17 protein-coding genes are annotated in these 16,981 nt (G+C 66.4%); 12 read left to right on the top strand and 5 right to left on the bottom strand.

Annotated features, from left to right (window positions below):
• Positions 1–15 precede the first annotated feature (15 nt).
• The 7 genes from KQ310_RS15315 to fba all read left to right on the top strand — a co-directional run bounded on the left by KQ310_RS15315 (position 16) and on the right by fba (position 6,029).
• Positions 16–918 carry a phosphoribulokinase gene (locus KQ310_RS15315; protein ID WP_259722561.1) on the top strand — a complete coding sequence of 301 codons (903 nt, stop codon included), beginning with the start codon at positions 16–18 and terminating at the stop codon, positions 916–918.
• A gap of 71 nt (positions 919–989) precedes the next feature.
• Complete coding sequence (locus KQ310_RS15310; RefSeq protein ID WP_259722560.1) at positions 990–1,364, top strand: hypothetical protein; 375 nt, start codon at positions 990–992, stop codon at positions 1,362–1,364.
• Between the two features lie 16 nt (positions 1,365–1,380).
• Positions 1,381–2,235: an A24 family peptidase gene (locus KQ310_RS15305; RefSeq protein WP_259722559.1), complete on the top strand. Its 855-nt coding sequence runs from the start codon at positions 1,381–1,383 to the stop codon at positions 2,233–2,235.
• Positions 2,236–2,262: 27 nt separating this feature from the next.
• Complete coding sequence (gene accD / locus KQ310_RS15300; protein ID WP_259722558.1) at positions 2,263–3,141, top strand: acetyl-CoA carboxylase, carboxyltransferase subunit beta; 879 nt, start codon at positions 2,263–2,265, stop codon at positions 3,139–3,141.
• A 6-nt stretch (positions 3,142–3,147) separates the two neighbouring features.
• Positions 3,148–3,564, top strand: a complete 417-nt coding sequence (locus KQ310_RS15295) for a hypothetical protein (RefSeq protein ID WP_259722557.1) — start codon at positions 3,148–3,150, stop codon at positions 3,562–3,564.
• Between the two features lie 36 nt (positions 3,565–3,600).
• Positions 3,601–4,734, top strand: a complete 1,134-nt coding sequence (locus KQ310_RS15290; protein ID WP_259722556.1) for a Gfo/Idh/MocA family protein — start codon at positions 3,601–3,603, stop codon at positions 4,732–4,734.
• A gap of 221 nt (positions 4,735–4,955) precedes the next feature.
• Positions 4,956–6,029, top strand: a complete 1,074-nt coding sequence (fba, locus tag KQ310_RS15285) for a class II fructose-bisphosphate aldolase (protein ID WP_197156084.1) — start codon at positions 4,956–4,958, stop codon at positions 6,027–6,029.
• Between the two features lie 78 nt (positions 6,030–6,107).
• Here fba and KQ310_RS15280 read toward each other — a convergent pair whose 3' ends face one another.
• Complete coding sequence (locus KQ310_RS15280; RefSeq protein ID WP_259722555.1) at positions 6,108–7,073, bottom strand: GGDEF domain-containing protein; 966 nt, start codon at positions 7,071–7,073, stop codon at positions 6,108–6,110.
• Positions 7,074–7,117: 44 nt separating this feature from the next.
• Positions 7,118–10,003, bottom strand: a complete 2,886-nt coding sequence (locus KQ310_RS15275; RefSeq protein ID WP_259722554.1) for a UPF0182 family protein — start codon at positions 10,001–10,003, stop codon at positions 7,118–7,120.
• A 157-nt stretch (positions 10,004–10,160) separates the two neighbouring features.
• On the opposite strand from KQ310_RS15275, the gene thrC reads away from it, so the two are divergent.
• From thrC to KQ310_RS15255, 4 genes are all read left to right on the top strand, one after another.
• Positions 10,161–11,459, top strand: coding sequence for a threonine synthase (gene thrC, locus KQ310_RS15270; RefSeq protein ID WP_259722553.1), 1,299 nt, complete (start codon positions 10,161–10,163; stop codon positions 11,457–11,459).
• A gap of 39 nt (positions 11,460–11,498) precedes the next feature.
• Complete coding sequence (locus KQ310_RS15265; protein ID WP_259722552.1) at positions 11,499–11,774, top strand: MoaD/ThiS family protein; 276 nt, start codon at positions 11,499–11,501, stop codon at positions 11,772–11,774.
• A gap of 107 nt (positions 11,775–11,881) precedes the next feature.
• On the top strand, positions 11,882–12,862 hold the full coding sequence (locus KQ310_RS15260; protein ID WP_259722551.1) for a cupin: 981 nt from the start codon (positions 11,882–11,884) through the stop codon (positions 12,860–12,862).
• Entirely contained in the window at positions 12,859–13,242 is a 384-nt protein-coding gene (locus KQ310_RS15255) for a PAS domain S-box protein (RefSeq protein ID WP_259722550.1), read from the top strand. The genes KQ310_RS15260 and KQ310_RS15255 overlap by 4 nt, the downstream gene beginning before the upstream one ends.
• Before the next feature lie 42 nt (positions 13,243–13,284).
• Here KQ310_RS15255 and ftsH read toward each other — a convergent pair whose 3' ends face one another.
• Positions 13,285–15,081 carry an ATP-dependent zinc metalloprotease FtsH gene (gene ftsH, locus KQ310_RS15250; protein WP_399238643.1) on the bottom strand — a complete coding sequence of 599 codons (1,797 nt, stop codon included), beginning with the start codon at positions 15,079–15,081 and terminating at the stop codon, positions 13,285–13,287.
• 247 nt (positions 15,082–15,328) lie between these two features.
• Between ftsH and rpmF the strand changes: the two genes are divergently transcribed.
• Positions 15,329–15,505, top strand: a complete 177-nt coding sequence (rpmF, locus tag KQ310_RS15245) for a 50S ribosomal protein L32 (protein WP_259722548.1) — start codon at positions 15,329–15,331, stop codon at positions 15,503–15,505.
• Here rpmF and KQ310_RS15240 read toward each other — a convergent pair.
• Together KQ310_RS15240 and KQ310_RS15235 are read right to left on the bottom strand one after the other, a co-directional pair.
• Entirely contained in the window at positions 15,469–16,587 is a 1,119-nt protein-coding gene (locus KQ310_RS15240; protein WP_259722547.1) for a hypothetical protein, read from the bottom strand. The genes rpmF and KQ310_RS15240 overlap by 37 nt on opposite strands.
• Positions 16,588–16,625: 38 nt before the next feature.
• A complete protein-coding gene (locus KQ310_RS15235) occupies positions 16,626–16,973 on the bottom strand; it encodes a DUF565 domain-containing protein (protein WP_259722546.1) in 348 nt (115 codons plus the stop codon).
• Positions 16,974–16,981: the final 8 nt, after the last annotated feature.

Genomic DNA, 16,981 nt, shown 5'->3' with positions numbered 1-16,981 from the left:
TTTGGATCCTTGCGCATGTCGAAGCGTCATCCGGTTGTTTCAGTCACCGGTTCCTCCGGCGCAGGCACCAGCACTGTCAAGCGCGCCTTCGAATACATCTTCAAGCGCGAGGGCATCACCCCGGCTGTGGTGGAGGGCGACAGCTACCACCGCTACGAGCGGGCTGAGATGAAGGAGGCCATGGCCGCCGCCGTTGCCAAGGGCGAGAACTTCTCCCACTTCGGTCCCGATGCCAACCGGTTCGACAAGCTTGAGGAGCTGTTTCGCAATTACGGCGAGACCGGCGGTGGCGAGAAGCGCTACTACCTGCACTCCGTTGAGGAGGCAGCCGAGCACAACGGCCGGCTCGGCACCAACCTGGAGCCGGGCCAGTTCACCCCCTGGGAACCGATTCCCGCCAGCACCGACCTTCTCTTCTACGAGGGCCTGCACGGCGGCGTGGTGGGCGAGGGCTATGACCTGCGCAAGCTGGCGGATCTGCTGATCGGCGTGGTGCCGATCGTGAACCTGGAGTGGATCCAGAAGATCGCCCGCGACAACCAGGAGCGCGGCTACTCGGCCGAGGCCACGGTGGACACGATCCTGCGCCGCATGCCTGATTACATCAACCACATCTGCCCTCAGTTCAGCCTCACCGACATCAACTTCCAGAGGATCCCCACGGTGGATACCTCCAACCCCTTCTTCATCCAGACGATCCCAACCCCGGATGAGAGTTTTGTGATCATCCACTTCCGCAAGGTGGCCCGCGACAAGTGGGGGATCAACTTCCCCTATCTGCTCGATATGATCCACGGCTCGTTCATGTCCACCCCCACCTCGATCGTGGTGAACGGCGGCAAGATGGGCTTCGCGATGGAGCTGATCCTCACCCCGATCATCCACCGCATGATCCAGGACAAGAAGACGCTCGCCTGAGCCCCAGCTCCAGTCGGGATTCCAGGGGGCGAACGAAATTGGTCTCACCCCTGCCAAGAGCTCTAAGGTGGGTGAACCAGTCGGACAAGGTGAGGCCGATTCCCTTCACCGGACGTGCCACTTCTTCCCCCTCCTTCCTGATCCAGGGAGCCAATGGATCCACTGGCTCGTCTGCGCGTCCGGAACTGCGGCTGGATCAGATCGATAGCCGCCAGGTGTTTCAAGACGCCCGCCGTGCCTACTTCCACTACCTCGAGCAATGCCCGGCTGGGGCTGAACCGATTGGCATCATCTGGCAGCAGGCTCCGGTTCCGCCGCGTGTGGTGTTCGAGTTGCCGGTGCTGCTGCCGGAGGAGCACTTCGTGCCGATTGAGATGATCAGGGGCCGGCCCAACCGCACCGCCTCCACCCGGCTGCGCAATCCGCGCCCCAACCTGCGCCCCTGAACCCGCCGCGTCAGCCATGCTCAGCAGCAACGGGTCGCCCCTGATCCTGGCGCCCTCGACCCTGGCCCTCCTTGCCGCGGTGCTCGGTGCCTGCGTGGGCAGCTTTCTGCAGGTGGTGGCGTTTCGCCTGCCGCGGCAGGAGTCGCTGATCCATCCCGGCAGCCACTGCCCCCACTGCGGCACCCCGCTGGCCTGGTTCGAGAACGTGCCCGTGCTGGGCTGGCTGTGGCTCGGCGGTCGCTGCCGCTACTGCCGCCACAGCATCAGCCCGCGCTATCTGCTGGTCGAATTGCTCTGCGCCGGCCTCTGGGTGGCGATGCTGTTCGCCCAGCCGGCCGGTCTGGGGCAGGCCCCTGCCTCCTGGATGCTGGTGGCGGCGGGCTGGCTGCTGGTCAGCTGGCTGATCCCGCTGGTGCTGGTCGACCTCGACGCTCTCTGGCTGCCTGAACCCCTCTGCCGCTGGGGATTGGTGGTCGGTCTGGCCTGCACAGCGCTGATCGGCTTCAGCCAGGGTGAGGTGGTCGGCCGGGCGCTGCTGTTTCAGCATCTGCTCGCGGCCGGCCTAGGTCTGCTGGCCTTCGAAGGCACCAGTGCCCTGGCCGAACGGCTGCTCGGTCGCCCTGCCCTGGGCCTGGGCGACGCCAAACTGGCCGCCCTGCTGGGGGCCTGGCTCGGTCCCACCGGCCTGGGGTTGACCGTGGCGCTGGCCATCGGTGGAGGCGCTGTGGTGGGCGGCCTGGCTCGCCTGGTGGGCCGGCTGGGTCCGCAGCAACCCTTTCCCTTCGGTCCGTTCCTGGCCTGCGGCGGCGTGCTCGTGTGGATCGGCGGCCATGGCCTGTGGCTGCAGCTGCTGGGCTGGCCCGGTCCTTAAATGTGATCAGGTCCTCCGAGTTTTCCCGTGTCGCTGTTCGACTGGTTCGCTGACCGCCGCAAGGCTGCCCCAGTGGTGCGCGTCAACCAGGAGAGCGATGAAGGCGATGGGCTGTGGAGCAAGTGCCCCGAGTGCGGCTTGGTCACCTACCGCAAGGATCTGCAGGCCAATGCCAGCGTCTGCAAGGGATGCGGCTATCACCACCGCATCGACAGCGAGGAGCGCATCCGGCTGCTGGCCGATGAAGGCAGCTTCGAGCCCCTCGACACCGAGCTGGCCCCCACCGATCCCCTCGCCTTCAAGGATCGTCGCAACTACGCCGACCGTCTGCGCGACAGCCAGCTCAGCACCGGCCTGCGCGATGCCGTGGTGACGGGGTTGTGTCGCCTCGATGGCCATCCCCTCGCCCTGGGGGTGATGGACTTCCGCTTCATGGGTGGTTCGATGGGCTCGGTGGTGGGCGAGAAGCTGACGCGCCTGATCGAGAAGGCCACCGATCGCCAGCTGCCGGTGCTGATCGTCTGCGCCTCCGGCGGCGCCCGCATGCAGGAAGGCATGCTCAGCCTGATGCAGATGGCCAAGATCTCCGGGGCGCTGGAGCGGCACCGCCGGGCTGAATTGCTCTACATCCCCCTGCTCACCCACCCCACCACCGGCGGGGTGACCGCCAGCTTCGCCATGCTGGGTGACCTGATCCTGGCGGAACCGAAGGCGCTGATCGGCTTCGCCGGTCGCAGGGTGATCGAGCAGACCCTGCGCGAGAAGCTGCCCGATGGCTTCCAGACCGCCGAATACCTGCAGGACCACGGCTTCGTCGACACGATCGTGCCCCGTCCCCAGCTGCGCAGCACCCTGTCCAGCCTGCTGCGCCTGCATGCGCCCAAATCCTGTCTGTCCCTGTCCTGAACTTCCATGGCCGATGTGATGCGCTGCTGGATCCGCCCTCTGGGCCGCCTCGGCCTGAGCCTGGCCCTGCTGCTGCTGCTTGTTCTGCCGGCCCTGCCCGCCCTGGCCGGTCCTGTCGACTGGCGGGAGCTGCCCGCCACCGAGGAAGGCAAGCAGTGGTGGGACGCGGGCAGTCTGCGCCGCACCCGTGACGGCAACCTCAGTGTGCTGTCACGCCATCTGCCGCCCCCGGACGAGCATGGTCGCCCTCGCCTCGGCGATCTCTATGTGATGGAGCTCGACTGCGGCCAGGAGCTCTACCGCGACACCTCCGTCAACGGCCTGCGCCGTTTCAATGCCGAATGGCAGCCGACCGGTGCGGATCAGCTGCTCGACGCCATGATCGACACCGTCTGCGCCGCAGGCTCCGACTTGCCGGCCTGAGCGGCTGCAGCCGGTCTGTCCTTTTACACCCCCCCGATGCGTTCTGCTCTGTCGACCCTTGGCAGCCGCCGCTCCAGCCAGCCGGTGCGGGTGGCCGTGGCCGGCCTGGGTTTCGGGGAGACGGTGCATCTGCCCGCCCTGCGCAGTGGCCTGCTCACCGAACCGGTGGCCCTGTGGCATCCGCGGGCCGAGCGATTGGAGCAGGCCTGCCACCGCGCCGAACTTCCTGGCCACACCGACTTCGATGCCCTGCTCGGCGACCCGCAGATCGAGGCGATGGTGATCGCCACCCCGCCGGGCCCCCGGTTTGATCTGGCCCGGCGCGCCCTGCTGGCGGGCAAGCACCTGTTGCTGGAGAAGCCCGTGGCCCTGGAGGCGGCCCAGATCGAGGAGCTGCAGCGCCTTGCCCTGCGGCAGCGCTGCTGCGTGGCGGTGGATTTCGAATACCGGGCTGTGCCGCTGTTTCAGCAGATGGCGGCCCTGATCGCGGAGGGCGTGCTCGGCGATCCCTGGCTGGTGAAGCTGGATTGGCTGATGAGCAGCCGCGCCGATGGCCAGCGTCCGTGGACCTGGTATTCCCAGGTGGAGCAGGGCGGCGGGGTGCTGGGCGCCCTCGGCACCCATGCCTTCGACACGCTCCACTGGCTGGTGGGCCCGACGCGCAGCCTGCGGGCCCAGCTCAGCACTGCCATCAGCGAGCGTCCCCTGCCGGGACCGGAGGAGGGCCGAGCGGCGGTGGATGCCGAAGACATCGCCCTGCTCCAGATGGAGCTGGCCACCGCCGCTGGCGGCCGCACCCCGGCCCAGGTGACGCTGGCCTCGGTGACCCGTCAGGGCCGGGGCTACTGGATCGAGCTCTACGGAAGCGAGGCCACCCTGGTGCTGGGCTCGTCCAACCAGAGCGACTATGTGCACGGATTCCAGCTGTGGATGGCCCGGCCGGGAGAGGCCCTGCGCCCGGTCCCTGCCGATCCGTCACTCGCCTTTGCCCGCACCTGGGAGGACGGGCGGGTGGCGCCGGTGGAGCGGATTCAACAATGGTGGGCCGAGGCGATCCGGGAGGGCCGTCCGATGCTGCCGGGGCTGGCGGAAGCGGTGGCGAGCCAGCGCTGCTGCGACTGGGCGCGCCAGGGCACCTCGGGCGAGGCCTCCCTGTCGCTTGATCCCTGACCGGATTCCTGATCCCTGAGCCACTACCGCTGAGTCAGGCACTGGTGCGGGCCTGGGTCTTGAGGGGGATCCCCTAGACTCGCCGCCAGACCAAGGCGGGTTGACCGATCCTGGCCCGGCTCCTGAGCCGGACCACCTCAGAGCACGGCTCCCCCCGAGCACGGCCCTTCCTGTCCCCTGGTGTCACCCAGTCCCGCTCCCACCGATCCGAGGTTCTATCCATGGCGCTCGTTCCGCTTCGGCTGCTGCTCGACCACGCCGCTGAGAACGGCTACGGCATCCCTGCCTTCAACGTCAACAACCTGGAGCAGGTGCAGTCGATCATGGAGGCTGCCTATGAGACGGACAGCCCCGTCATCCTGCAGGCATCCCGCGGTGCCCGCCAGTACGCCGGTGAGGCTTTCCTGCGGCACCTGATCCTGGCAGCCGTGGAAACCTATCCCGACATCCCGGTGGTGATGCACCAGGACCACGGCAACAGCCCCGCCACCTGCTTCGGTGCCGCCGCCAACGGTTTCACCTCGGTGATGATGGACGGCTCCCTGATGGCCGACGCCAAGTCGCCGGCCAGCTACGAGTACAACGTGGCTGTGACCAAGGAAGTGGTCGATGTGGCCCACGCCATCGGCGTGAGCGTCGAAGGCGAACTGGGTTGCCTGGGTTCCCTCGAGACCGGCATGGGTGAGGCCGAGGACGGCCATGGCTTCGAGGGCAAGCTCGACCACAGCCAGCTGCTCACCGATCCCGCCGAGGCCGCCGACTTCGTCGCCAAGACCAAAGTCGATGCCCTGGCCATCGCGATCGGTACCAGCCACGGCGCCTACAAGTTCACCCGCAAGCCCACCGGTGAAGTGTTGGCGATCAGCCGCATCGCTGAAATCCACAAGGCCATCCCCAACACCCACCTGGTGATGCACGGCTCCTCCTCGGTTCCCCAGGAGTGGCTGGACATGATCAACAAGTACGGCGGTGCCATCCCCGAGACCTACGGCGTGCCCGTGGAAGAGATTCAGGAAGGCATCCGCAATGGCGTGCGCAAGGTGAACATCGACACCGACAACCGCCTCGCTTTCACCGCCGCCGTGCGGGAAGCTGCCTTCAAGGATCCCGCCAACTTCGATCCCCGCCACTTCAACAAGCCCGCCCGGGCCTACATGAAGCAGGTGTGCCTCGATCGTTACCAGCAGTTCTGGTGCGCCGGCAACGCCAGCAAGATCAAGCAGCGTGACATCAACTACTACGCCGCTCTGTACGCCAAGGGCGAACTCGACCCCAAGACTGCTGTGGCCGCCTGATTCAGGATCTGCAGCCTCAGCCCGACTGGCATCACCGGTCAGTCTGGAACCGTTCAGGGGAGCCTTGGCTCCCCATTTTTATGCCAACAGCGGCGCCCCTGCCACCACCACCCGGTTGCGCCCTCCCTCCTTGGCCTGGTACAGCGCCTGATCAGCAGCAGCGACCAGGGCCCCGCAAGCCAGGCCCGGTTGCTGGAAGGCCAGGCCGATTGAGATCGTGATCGGAGGCAGGCTGTGGCCATCGCGGCTTTGGAGCGCCAGCGCAGCGATGCTGCGCCGCAGCCGTTCTGCGACGATCGATGCTCCCTCCGCTCCCTCACCGGGCAGCGCCACCACAAATTCTTCACCGCCGTAGCGGGCCACCACATCGCTGGGGCGGAGCTGACCCTCCAGGGCGCGGGCCACACCGACGAGCACATCGTCGCCGGCCTGATGGCCATAGGTGTCGTTGAACCGTTTGAAGTGGTCGATGTCGAGCAGGGCCAGGGCCATGGTGTCGTTGGACTCGCTGGCCAGGCCAGGCAGCTGCTCCTCGATCCAGCGGCGGTTTCGGACCCCGGTGAGTCCATCCAGCAGGGCAGCCTCCTCCGCCTGGCGCCGCTGCCGCACCGAGGTTTCCACGGTGATGTTGTTGGCCCGCAGCCGTTCGCTCAACTTGCGCAGCAGCGCCAGGCAGAAGGCGTGGGAGTCGCGGGTCAAGGCCCAGGCCGTGTCCTCCTCGAGGCTGAGCACGCGGCAGGGCAGGGCCGCCACCACCCAGGCACAGGGTGGATTGCCATCGAGGATCGAGAGTTCCCCCACGCTCTCGCCCGGCCCCACCAGCGCCACATTTTCCGATTGGGCGCTCTCCAGCCGCACCGCGAGGCTGCCCTCGAGCAGGAAGTGCAGCCGGGGCGGCATCTGACCGCATTGGATCAACACGGTGCCGGGCTCGAGCACCTGCAAATCAGCGGCCTCCAGCAACGCACGCAGGATGTGGGGTTCGACGTCCTGGAGCAGGGCGAAGGCGCGCAGATCACCGATCTCAACCGTCGCAGGGGCCATGCGCTCGCTCGCTGCCTGTTGGTTCAGGGTATCGGCGCTGCTGGTCAGGGATCCGTCGTGCCCTCTGGTGCCGTCGTGCCCTCGGCGGCCGTTGTGGCTCCCCCAACGACCGGAGGCGCTTTGGCCGCCAGGCTGGAACGGCGCGGATCCAGCAGGGCCTCAATCCCCTTCTCCAGAGTTTCCTCCATGGCAATACGGGTGCCGTCACTCACCACCACTCGCGTCAGGGTGGGGAGGCCGCCGTTGCGCGCCTTGAGATACACCGGCTCCACATAGAGCAGCGCCTCGCCAACCGGCATCACCAGCAGATTGCCCTGGATCACCTGGGAACCAGCCCGATCCCAGAGACCGAACTGCTGGCTGATCATGGGGTGCTGGTTGATCAGGGCCTGAATCTGCTCCGGTCCCAAGATCGGTGTCTGGCTGGGGAAGCGCAGCAGCAGCAGCTCGCCGTAGTGGGGCGCATCGCTGCGGGCCGCAAGCCAGCCGGCCAGGTTGGGGCGTGCCAGGGGGGTGAGCGGCTGCAGCAGCAGGAATTCAGGTTGTTGCCGGCCAGCCACCTGGCCGCTGATGTGATACGGCCGCACCGGCACCTGGCTGTTGCCATAGATCTCCATCGGCACCTGCCAGACGTCGTCGCCGCTGTAGAAGACGCGGGGATCGGTCACGTGATAGCGGAGCAACTGGGCCGTCTGCAACTCAAACTGGCGCAAGGGATAGCGGATATGGGCCTGCAGGGCTTCGGGCATGTTCCAGAGGGGCTGGAACAACCCCGGGAACAGACGCCGCCAGCTTGCGATGATCGGGTCAGTGGGCTCACTCACATACAGCTGCACGGAGCCGTTGTAGGCATCGACCACGGCCTTGACCGAATTGCGCAGATAGCGGATGTTCGGGTCGCCTGGCACGGCGGCGCTGTAGGGATAGGTGCGGCTGGTGGTGAACGCATCCACGATCCAGTACTGATGCTGCGCGCGGGAGAAGGGTTTGCTGTCCCCGTTGAGCTGCACAGACACCATGTAGGGCTCATTGTCGAAACGAAGAAATGGCGCCAGGGTGCGCAGCCGTTCACGCACCTCGCGGCGCAGGAGCAGGCGGGTGGAGCTGGTCACAGCCCCCTGACTGAGCAGTTTCGGTTCACTCAGGTAGAGCGATGCCGCCAGCCGCTGCCAGGGATGGCCGATCCGAACGCCGTCGGTGCCGGTGTAGCGCGAGTAGAAGTTTTCGTCTCCCTGGGGGTAATCGAACTCCTCCACCTTTGATGGCGCCAGGGCATAGGGGGAGCTGAGGGCACCGAAGTAGAGCGCCGGTCGGCCGATCGGGATGCCGGCCCGCACGGCGGCAGCGCTGATTCCGAGCTGGCGACTGCCCTGGACCCGGGTGGAGGCCCCCAGATCACTGATGAAGAACTCGGGCAGTCCATCCGGACCGCTGGTGTTCACCGGCGACACCGTGAAGCCATTGCCGTGGGTGAAGACCAGATGGCGGTTGAGCCAGGTGCGCGCCGTCGTGGGCAGCGCCGCCTGATCCATTTCCCGTGGGGTGATGATCACCTGCTGCCGTCCGCTCCCCTGGCTGTGGCGCAGTGCGTAGCGGTCCACCGCCGGCTCGGAGAAGCGGTAGTAGACACGGAGCTGCTGCAGCTGGCGGTTGGTGGCCAGCAGTGGCTGGCTGTCCCAGAGGCGAATGTTGCGCAGGGTGGCATGACCCTGGACCACGTCAGCGCGGGTCAGCCGGTCGCGCGGGTTGACATTGCGGCTGGCGATCCGATCCAGCTGAAAGGCGTGGCGGGTCGCCCGGATCGAGCGTTCCAGGTAGGGGGTCTCCCGCTCCAGCTCCCGCGGCTTGACCACCAGCACCTGAACCAGCGGCAGCAGCAGGGCCTCCAGCAGCGGGGTGGCCGCCAGGGCGACAGCCGTGCAGCTGATGGCGGCACCACGCAGGCCTCGCCGCGGCAGGGGCACCAGGATCACCACCGCCAGTGCCAACGCCAGCAGGGCGGCGAGGCTTCGCAAGGGCAAGGACACGTGCACATCGAACCAGCCGGCCCCTGGCACGCTGCCCACGGTGCTGAGCAACAGCTGGTGGCGTCCAAGCCAGAAGGCGGCGGCGGCCACCAGGGCCAGGGCCGCCAGGGGGGCGCGCAGGGCCAGGAGCTGGGGGGGCGTGAAGCCGGCGAAACGGCCGTCACTGAGTTGCGGTGGCCGGGCCAGCAGACCCCAGAGTCCGCAGGCCAGCCCACCCACCAGCAGACAGCTCAGCAGGGTGAGCAGGAAGGCGAGTGCGGGGAAGCGCAGCAGGGCGAAGCTGATATCGGCGCCGAGCATGGGTTCGCGGATCCCCGCATCAAGGGCCACCAGGGCCACGCTCCAGAGGCTCCAGCTCCGCGCCAGGGCCAGGGCTCCAGCGGCCCCCAGAACACCGGCCACCAGCCGTGCCGTCACCAGCGGCCGGATCAGCAGGGCCAGCAGCAGCAGGGCGCTCGCCAGCAGCATGGGCAACGATGGTGGCTGCTCCAGGGAAATCAGCCCGTGCAGCCGGCTGGGATCGAACGGGGCCAGCAGCAACCGCCGGGCCAGCCACAGCACCATGGTGAGGCTTACCACCTGCAGCCCGGCCAGCAGGGTCAGAGCGCCTCCATAGGCCAGGGGCGGCAGGGTGTGGCGCTCCGGTGCGTGGCGTGGCAGACGCCAGAGATGACCCAGCCAGAGCTGCAGCCCCAGTGCCAGGGCCAGCCCCACCCCGAGCCCTGCCAGCTGCAGGCTCCAGCGCAGCAGCAGCACGCCGCTGAAACCGAACTGGGCGAACCACTGCCACTCGATCCAGAGACGCGCTGAGCTCCAGAGCAGCAGCATGCCGATCATCCCCACCACCAGAGAGAGGAGGAGGCGCTGGGGAAGGGAGAGGCCGTACAGCCGCGGCGTTGTCATGGGCACGCGGATCGCTGATCGAGCGTAGGCAGGCGCGTTGCAGCCAGCACCAGCACTGGAGCAGTCGACTTCGATATGAAATCCCGACCCTAAGGATCGGGATTGATACAGGCTTCTGGAAACCGCTGATAGCCTCTCTGCAGCTTCAGTCGTAGCCGTGACGGTCACCCTCTCCCACTCCACCCTGACCGGGCCCACCTTCACGGGGCTGCGCTGCAAGGAATGCGGCCATGCCTATGAGGCCACCGCCCGCCATGTCTGCGAAGACGTCTGCTTCGGACCGCTGGAAGTGGTGTACGACTACGACGCCATTCGCGCCCGCGTCAGCCGCGCCACGATCGAGGCCGGCCCCACCTCGATCTGGCGCTATCGCGAGTTTCTGCCGATCGAAGGCGACCCGATCGATGTGGGCACCGGCTTCACGCCCCTGCTCAAGGCCAACCGCCTGGCCCGCCGGCTCGGCCTCAAGAACCTCTACATCAAGAACGACGGCGTCAACATGCCGACGCTCTCGTTCAAGGATCGGGTGGTGTCGGTGGCGCTCACCCGCGCTCGTGAACTGGGCTTCACCACGGTGAGCTGTGCCTCCACCGGCAACCTGGCCAACTCCACCGCCGCCATTGCCGCCCACGCCGGCCTGGAATGCTGTGTGTTCATTCCCAGTGATCTGGAGCTTGGCAAGGTGCTGGGCACCCTGATCTACAACCCCACCCTGATGGCGGTGAAGGGCAACTACGACCAGGTGAACCGCCTCTGCTCCGAGGTGGCCAACACCTATGGCTGGGGGTTTGTGAATATCAATCTGCGTCCCTACTACTCGGAAGGCTCCAAGACCCTCGGCTACGAGGTGATCGAACAGCTCGGCTGGCAACTTCCTGACCACATCGTGGCTCCCCTGGCCTCCGGTTCCCTGTTCACCAAGATCCGCAAGGGTTTTGATGAATTCATCAAGGTGGGCCTGGTGGACGAGAAGCCGGTGCGCTTCAGCGGTGCCCAGGCCGAAGGCTGCTCACCGATCGCCCAGGCCTTCGCCGAAGGTCGCGACTTCATCACCCCGGTGAAGCCCAATACCATCGCCAAATCGATCGCCATCGGCAACCCCGCCGATGGTCCCTATGCCATCGACATCGCCAACAAGACCGGTGGCAACATCGCTGCGGTCAACGACGAGGAGATCGTCGATGGCATCAAGCTGCTGGCCGAAACCGAGGGGGTGTTCACCGAAACGGCCGGAGGCACCACCATTGCCGTGCTCAAGAAGCTGGTGGAGCAGGGCAAGATCGACCCCAATGAAACCACCGTGGCCTACATCACCGGCAATGGCCTCAAGACCACCGAGGCCATTGCCTCCGCCATCGGTGAACCCTTCCTGATCGAAGCCCAGCTGGACAGCTTCAACAGGGCCTGGGAGCGGGCCCAGGCCCTGCACCGGGCCGACTGGGACACCATCGGCTGATCAGCACTTCCCTCGTCTCCTTCCTTCTTTCTTTCCTCCATGGCGATTCAGGTTCTGATCCCCACCCCCCTGCAGAAGTTCACCAGCAATGCTGCCAGCGTTGATCTGGATGCCACCAGTGTTGACGAGTTGCTTCAGGCCCTCGAAGGCCATTTCCCCGGCATCCTGGCCCGCCTGTGTGACGAGAACGGCAAGTTGCGCCGCTTTCTGAACGTCTACGTCAACAGCGAAGACATCCGCTTCCTCGACAACCAGACCACCCCGCTCAAGGACGGCGACGAAGTCAGCATCGTGCCGGCCGTGGCGGGCGGCTGACCGGCCCGTCTGTTGGTGTCCCCGGCCACCGCGCCTCAGGCCGGCTGGATGCTCAATAGGGTGATCCCAGGCCCATCGTGCCGTTCTTCCTGCGTTCCCTTCAGCCGATGGAAACCACTCTTCGAGGTCCAGGCAGCGAATCGCGCCCCCAGAGCCCAAGCCACGCCTGGCAGGACGACGCCCTTCTCTACGACTATCGCCAAGCGGCCAACCCGGTTCGCCCGGGGCTGACCGAGCCGATCCCCTACAGGCAGTGGGATCCCTCCATCCATGCCGATGGCCCCACCGCGATCCTGCCCCTCGATCTCAGCGCTGAGCTTGGTGTGCCTGGTCCGGCCACATCCCCGGCCCTGGCGGCACACTTTCTGCGGTTGAAGGCCGGCGACGGCCTCAAGGCTGCTGCGATCGCCACCAGCTCCCTGTTCTACGTACTGCGGGGCAGCGGCCAGCTGGAGCGCCCGGAGCAGGAGGGCGAACCCGCTCTCAGCCTGTGCTGGAGCCGTGGTGATCTGTTCATCCTGCCGGCGGGCGTGGATCCGCTGCTGCAGGCCGAGGCTGACAGCGTTCTCTACTGGGTGCATGACGCCCCCCTGCTCGCCTATCTCGGTGTGGCGCCAACAACAGCACGGTTTTCCCCCTGCCACTTTCCAGCAGAGCGGCTGGAGCGGGAGCTGCAGCAGCTGCTGAACGATCCCAGCGCAGCCCGCGCCAATCGCCTCAGCCTGTTGCTGGCGCATGCGGCCTTCCCCGCCAGCCGCACCGTGAGCCATACCCTCTGGGCGATGGTGGGTGTGGTGCCAGCCGGAGCGGTGCAACCGGCTCACCGCCATCAGTCGGTGGCCCTGGATCTGATCATCGACTGTGACCCCGGCTGCTACACCCTGGTGGGCACCGAACTTGGCGAGGATGGCACGATCCTGCGCCCCCATCGGATTGACTGGCAACCGGGTGGCGCCTTCGTGACGCCTCCTGGCCACTGGCATGCCCACGTCAATGAAAGTGGCGGGGTGGCACGGTTGCTGCCGATTCAGGATGCGGGGCTGCACACTTACCTGCGCAGCCTCGATATCCGCTTTTCCGCTCCTTGAACGACACTCTGACCAGCATTGAGCAGTTGCGGCACACAGGTCAGCCTTTCATCCTGGCCGATCACCAGGGGCTGATCCTCGAGGTGAACGACAGCTTTGAGCAGGTTTATGGCTGGGATCAGGCCGACCTGGTCGCCAAGCCGCTCAGTGTGATCCTGCCGGATGCGTTCAAACTCTCCCATCACCTCGGCTTTTCCCGCTTTCAGGTCACGGAAGAATCGAAGGTGCTCAACCATCCCCTGCGTTTGCGCACGGTCTGCAGCTCCGGCGCCGAGGTGGTGTCGGAGCACTACATCGTGGCCGAAAAGAGTGGCGATTACTGGTGCTTCGGCGCCACGCTCACACCGTTGCCCGAAGGCACTCCGCCCACCGTGGGCTGAGCAGTCCGAGATAAACAGTCCGCGCTGACCAGGCTTGGCGGATCAGATCCTGCAGGCTGAAGAGACTGAGGCTCCAAGGTCTCCCGCCACTGAGTCGGTTGGCTCGCTGACACTGGCCGAAGAGGCTGACTCGTAGGCCTCGACGATCCGGCGGAAGTCGTCACCCTGCAGGGTTTCTTCCTCCACCAGACGATCCACCAGGTCGTCGAGCAGGGGGCGACGTGTCTGCAGCAGTGACACCGCCTGATCAAGCGCCTCCTGGGCCAGGGTGCGCACCCGCAGATCAATCTCGCGACCGGTGCGATCGGCATAGCCGGGGCGGGTGTGGATCAGATCACGGCCGAGGAACACTTCGGCGCCATCACCCTCCAAGGCCACCGGGCCGAGGCTGGAGAAGCCATAGCGGGTGACCATTTCGCGGCAGATCCGGCTGACCAGCAGCAGATCTCCACTCGCACCCTGGGTCACCTCGCTGGCCCCGAACACGACAATTTCGGCAGCCCTGCCGCCCAGGGCCACCACCAGGCGAGCCTGCAGATAGGCCTTGGTGATCAGGCCGGAATCGAGGATGTCCTCGTCCGGCATCATGCGGGCAAAACCGCCCACACCACCAGCCCGCGGCAGCAGGGTCACCTTGTCGAGCTTGTCGGCATGGGGCACCAGCGTGGTGAGCAGGGCATGGCCCACCTCGTGGTAGGCGATCAGGCGTTTCTTGGCTCCGTCCTGCAGGGGCGCCACCGTCAGCCCCATGGTGATCCTCTCGAGTGCATCGGAGAGGGCGGCATCGTCGAGAACGGTCTGCTGTCTGCGGGCGGTGAGGATCGCGGCCTCGTTGAGCAGGTTGGCCAGGTCGGCGCCGGAAAAGCCAGGGGTGCGGCTAGCCCAGATCCTGAGGCTCACCTCGGGCCCGAGGGGCCGGCTGCGGGCATGGACCGCCAGGATGGCCTCGCGGCCGCGTCGGTCCGGCAGGTCCACGCTGATACGGCGATCGAACCGGCCGGGCCGCATCAAGGCGGAATCGAGCACATCCGGACGGTTGGTGGCCGCCAACAGGATCACGCCAGAGTTTTCCTCGAAGCCGTCCATCTCGGTGAGCAGCTGGTTGAGCGTCTGCTCGCGCTCGTCATTACCGCCACCGATGCCGGCGCCGCGCTGACGCCCGACCGCATCGATCTCGTCGATGAAAATGATGCAGGGCGCCTTGGCCTTGGCTTTGCGGAACAGATCGCGCACGCGGCTGGCACCGACGCCCACGAACAATTCGACGAATTCAGAGGCCGCCATCGAGAAGAAGGGCACACCGGCTTCGCCGGCGATCGCCTTGGCCAGCAGTGTCTTGCCGGTGCCGGGAGGTCCCACCAGCAACACCCCTTTCGGGATCTTGGCGCCAAGGCTGGTAAAGCGCTCCGGCGACTGCAGGAAGGTCACCACCTCCTGCAGCTCCTCCTTGGCTTCGCCGATGCCAGCCACGTCTTCGAAGCGCACCGTCACGGCGCCGTCTTCCTGCAACCGCGGCTGGCTGCGGCCGAAGCCCATGGCTTTGTTGGCCGCCGAGGCGGAGCGGCGAATCAACAGGCTCAGGCCGGTGAGCAGCAGCACCACCAGGAGCACATTGCCCAGCAGACCAGCTGCAGCTTCGTCCTTACGGTCGTCGCGGACAGTGAGCGGCACGCGCGCCTCCTCAGCGGCGCGCAGCAACATCTGGTCGTTGCTGAACACCGCCACCGACTCCTTGCGGCCGTCCTTGAAGGTGACGATCACCTCGCGCTGGCGTGGCGACAGCTCCAGTTCTTTGACCAGGCCCTTGTCCAGATCCCGCAGCAGCTGGCTGTAGCTCAGCTCGGCGGGGCGGCCAGAGCTCTTGCCAGCATTCGAAGCACCTGCAGAGGCCTCTGCGGTGCCTTTGGCGGGAGCCTCTGCGCCAGTGGCGGCAGCCTGGCTCGGTTTGGACTGGGGATCCCCGGTCGGGGAGGCCGTTGAAGGGCTGGCGCTCACGGGATCTTCGTTCTGAAGACGAGCTTAGCGATTTGACGAAAGGCAAGTTGACCACGGAAGATCTTTGTTTGGCTGCTAAGGAAACTCAGGGATGGCTGTTCCCAAGAAGAAAACCTCCAAGGGCAAGCGCAACCAGCGCCATGCCACCTGGAAGGGCAAGGCCGTTGTGGCCGCCCAGAAGGCCCTCTCGATCGGCAAGGCCGTGTTGAGTGGCCGTGCCCAGGGCTTCGTCTACCCCGTGGCCGACGACGACACCAGCGAAGACTGAGGCTTGACCCCGGCCCTAGGGCCGGGCCCGCTCCAGAGGCAGCGGCGTCTGGCGTCCAGCAGGATCACCGCTTCAGCGGACAGGTTCTGGTAGCAGTTGGGCGGCAAGCTGCAGAGGCAGGAGCGCACCAACCCCTCCAGACGGTCCATGGGTAACGCCGATCCACCCAGACGGCGTTGTCTGGCCTCGGCCTGAAAGCGCCAGCGGCGCGCCAGGCTCCAGTGCTGGGGGCGCAGTTGCCACAGAGCGCTCAGCTCCTGCCAGAGGGGCCGATAGGCCTTGAGATGGCGATTCCAGATCGGCAGCCAGGCCCGTTCCTCGGCACTCAGCTCTGGATGAATGGGACTGATCGGTTTCAATTGTTCAGCCGATGCGCTCTGCTTTTCAGCGGATTTTTTTTCGGCCGCGAAACTCTCGCTGGAAAGAAGGGGCTGCATCTTGGCCTCCGGTAACTCCCGGCAGCCCAGCAGCCAGCCGTCGAGCAGGAGCAGTTGCGGATCACCTTGCCACTGGCCGCAGCGATCTCCCTCCCCCTGCCGCAGCCGTTTATCGAAGCGGGGCAGCACCAGCGTTCCGCCCCGGCGCCAATGGGCGATGGCGGCCTGGGCCAGGGCGGGATCGTGGCTGCCGGGTGGGCCGCGCAGCACACCAAAGGGATTGCCGGCCATGGCCTGCTTCCGCTCCGCCCAAGGCAGATAAAAGTCGTCGATCGATCCCACCGCGATCGGCAGGTCCAGCTGCCGGGCGAGGCGTGTGATCAGGGCCAGCAGGGTGCTCTTGCCGGCGCCGATCGGGCCATTGAGGCCGAGCACATGGCGCTCGCCGCTGTCGACCAGCTGGCGGCAGCGCTCCAGCAGCGGCAGCCAGCCGCCCCAGAGCAGCGATGGATGGGCAGTCGGCGCTGGGCTCAGGTGCGTCAGTTGGGTCTTCCACTCCTGCACCCAGTTGACCGGCTCGCTGACTCCGCTGATGGCCAGCAGGTCTCTGTAGGGCTGTTCCGGAAACAGCCTGGCCGGTTCCGGTAACCAGATCGGAGCGGCGGATTCCTTCACCCCCGAATCGTTCATCTCCGAATCGGTCATCCCAGAACAGATCACGGTGCCATCGGTCACGACGCGACTCACGACCCCAGCTTGAACGCCTCCAGCACCACGGCGTACACCCCACCCATCCGCAGGTTGTCAACCAGAACCCAGATCAGGGGCGGCTCCTGCCGGACCCATCGGGTGCGGAGCCGCACCAGCAGCTCGATCCCCAGCACACAAACCAGCACCACCATGGGCCTCCCCCCTGGGGCCTCCTGCAGGAGCAGGGAGGTGAGGTTCTGGCCCAGGTAAAAGCCGATCAGCAGGGCCAGCAGGGCCAGGCTGCGCACCCGCCAGCCCCCCGCCACCGCACCGCGCAGCTGCCGCAGCCAGCTGTCCTGCGCCTGTTGCCAGCGGGTCTGGCTGAGGGGAAGACGGGTCATGGGCGTGC

This window comes from Synechococcus sp. CS-1328, from assembly GCF_025128095.1.
Taxonomy (GTDB): Bacteria; Cyanobacteriota; Cyanobacteriia; order PCC-6307; family Cyanobiaceae; genus CBW1002.
This window is presented reverse-complemented; position numbering and strand designations above follow the sequence as displayed.

What these genes read in the sequence shown, in the direction of transcription:
- KQ310_RS15315 (WP_259722561.1), top strand. Translation starts at nt 16, where the DNA reads ATGTCGAAGCGTCATCCGGTTGTTTCAGTCACCGGTTCCTCCGGCGCA.
- KQ310_RS15305 (WP_259722559.1), top strand. Translation starts at nt 1,381, where the DNA reads ATGCTCAGCAGCAACGGGTCGCCCCTGATCCTGGCGCCCTCGACCCTG.
- KQ310_RS15295 (WP_259722557.1), top strand. Translation starts at nt 3,148, where the DNA reads ATGGCCGATGTGATGCGCTGCTGGATCCGCCCTCTGGGCCGCCTCGGC.
- KQ310_RS15290 (WP_259722556.1), top strand. Translation starts at nt 3,601, where the DNA reads ATGCGTTCTGCTCTGTCGACCCTTGGCAGCCGCCGCTCCAGCCAGCCG.
- fba (WP_197156084.1), top strand. Translation starts at nt 4,956, where the DNA reads ATGGCGCTCGTTCCGCTTCGGCTGCTGCTCGACCACGCCGCTGAGAAC.
- KQ310_RS15280 (WP_259722555.1), bottom strand. Translation starts at nt 7,073, where the DNA reads ATGGCCCCTGCGACGGTTGAGATCGGTGATCTGCGCGCCTTCGCCCTG.
- KQ310_RS15275 (WP_259722554.1), bottom strand. Translation starts at nt 10,003, where the DNA reads ATGACAACGCCGCGGCTGTACGGCCTCTCCCTTCCCCAGCGCCTCCTC.
- KQ310_RS15265 (WP_259722552.1), top strand. Translation starts at nt 11,499, where the DNA reads ATGGCGATTCAGGTTCTGATCCCCACCCCCCTGCAGAAGTTCACCAGC.
- KQ310_RS15260 (WP_259722551.1), top strand. Translation starts at nt 11,882, where the DNA reads ATGGAAACCACTCTTCGAGGTCCAGGCAGCGAATCGCGCCCCCAGAGC.
- rpmF (WP_259722548.1), top strand. Translation starts at nt 15,329, where the DNA reads ATGGCTGTTCCCAAGAAGAAAACCTCCAAGGGCAAGCGCAACCAGCGC.
- KQ310_RS15240 (WP_259722547.1), bottom strand. Translation starts at nt 16,587, where the DNA reads ATGACCGATTCGGAGATGAACGATTCGGGGGTGAAGGAATCCGCCGCT.
- KQ310_RS15235 (WP_259722546.1), bottom strand. Translation starts at nt 16,973, where the DNA reads ATGACCCGTCTTCCCCTCAGCCAGACCCGCTGGCAACAGGCGCAGGAC.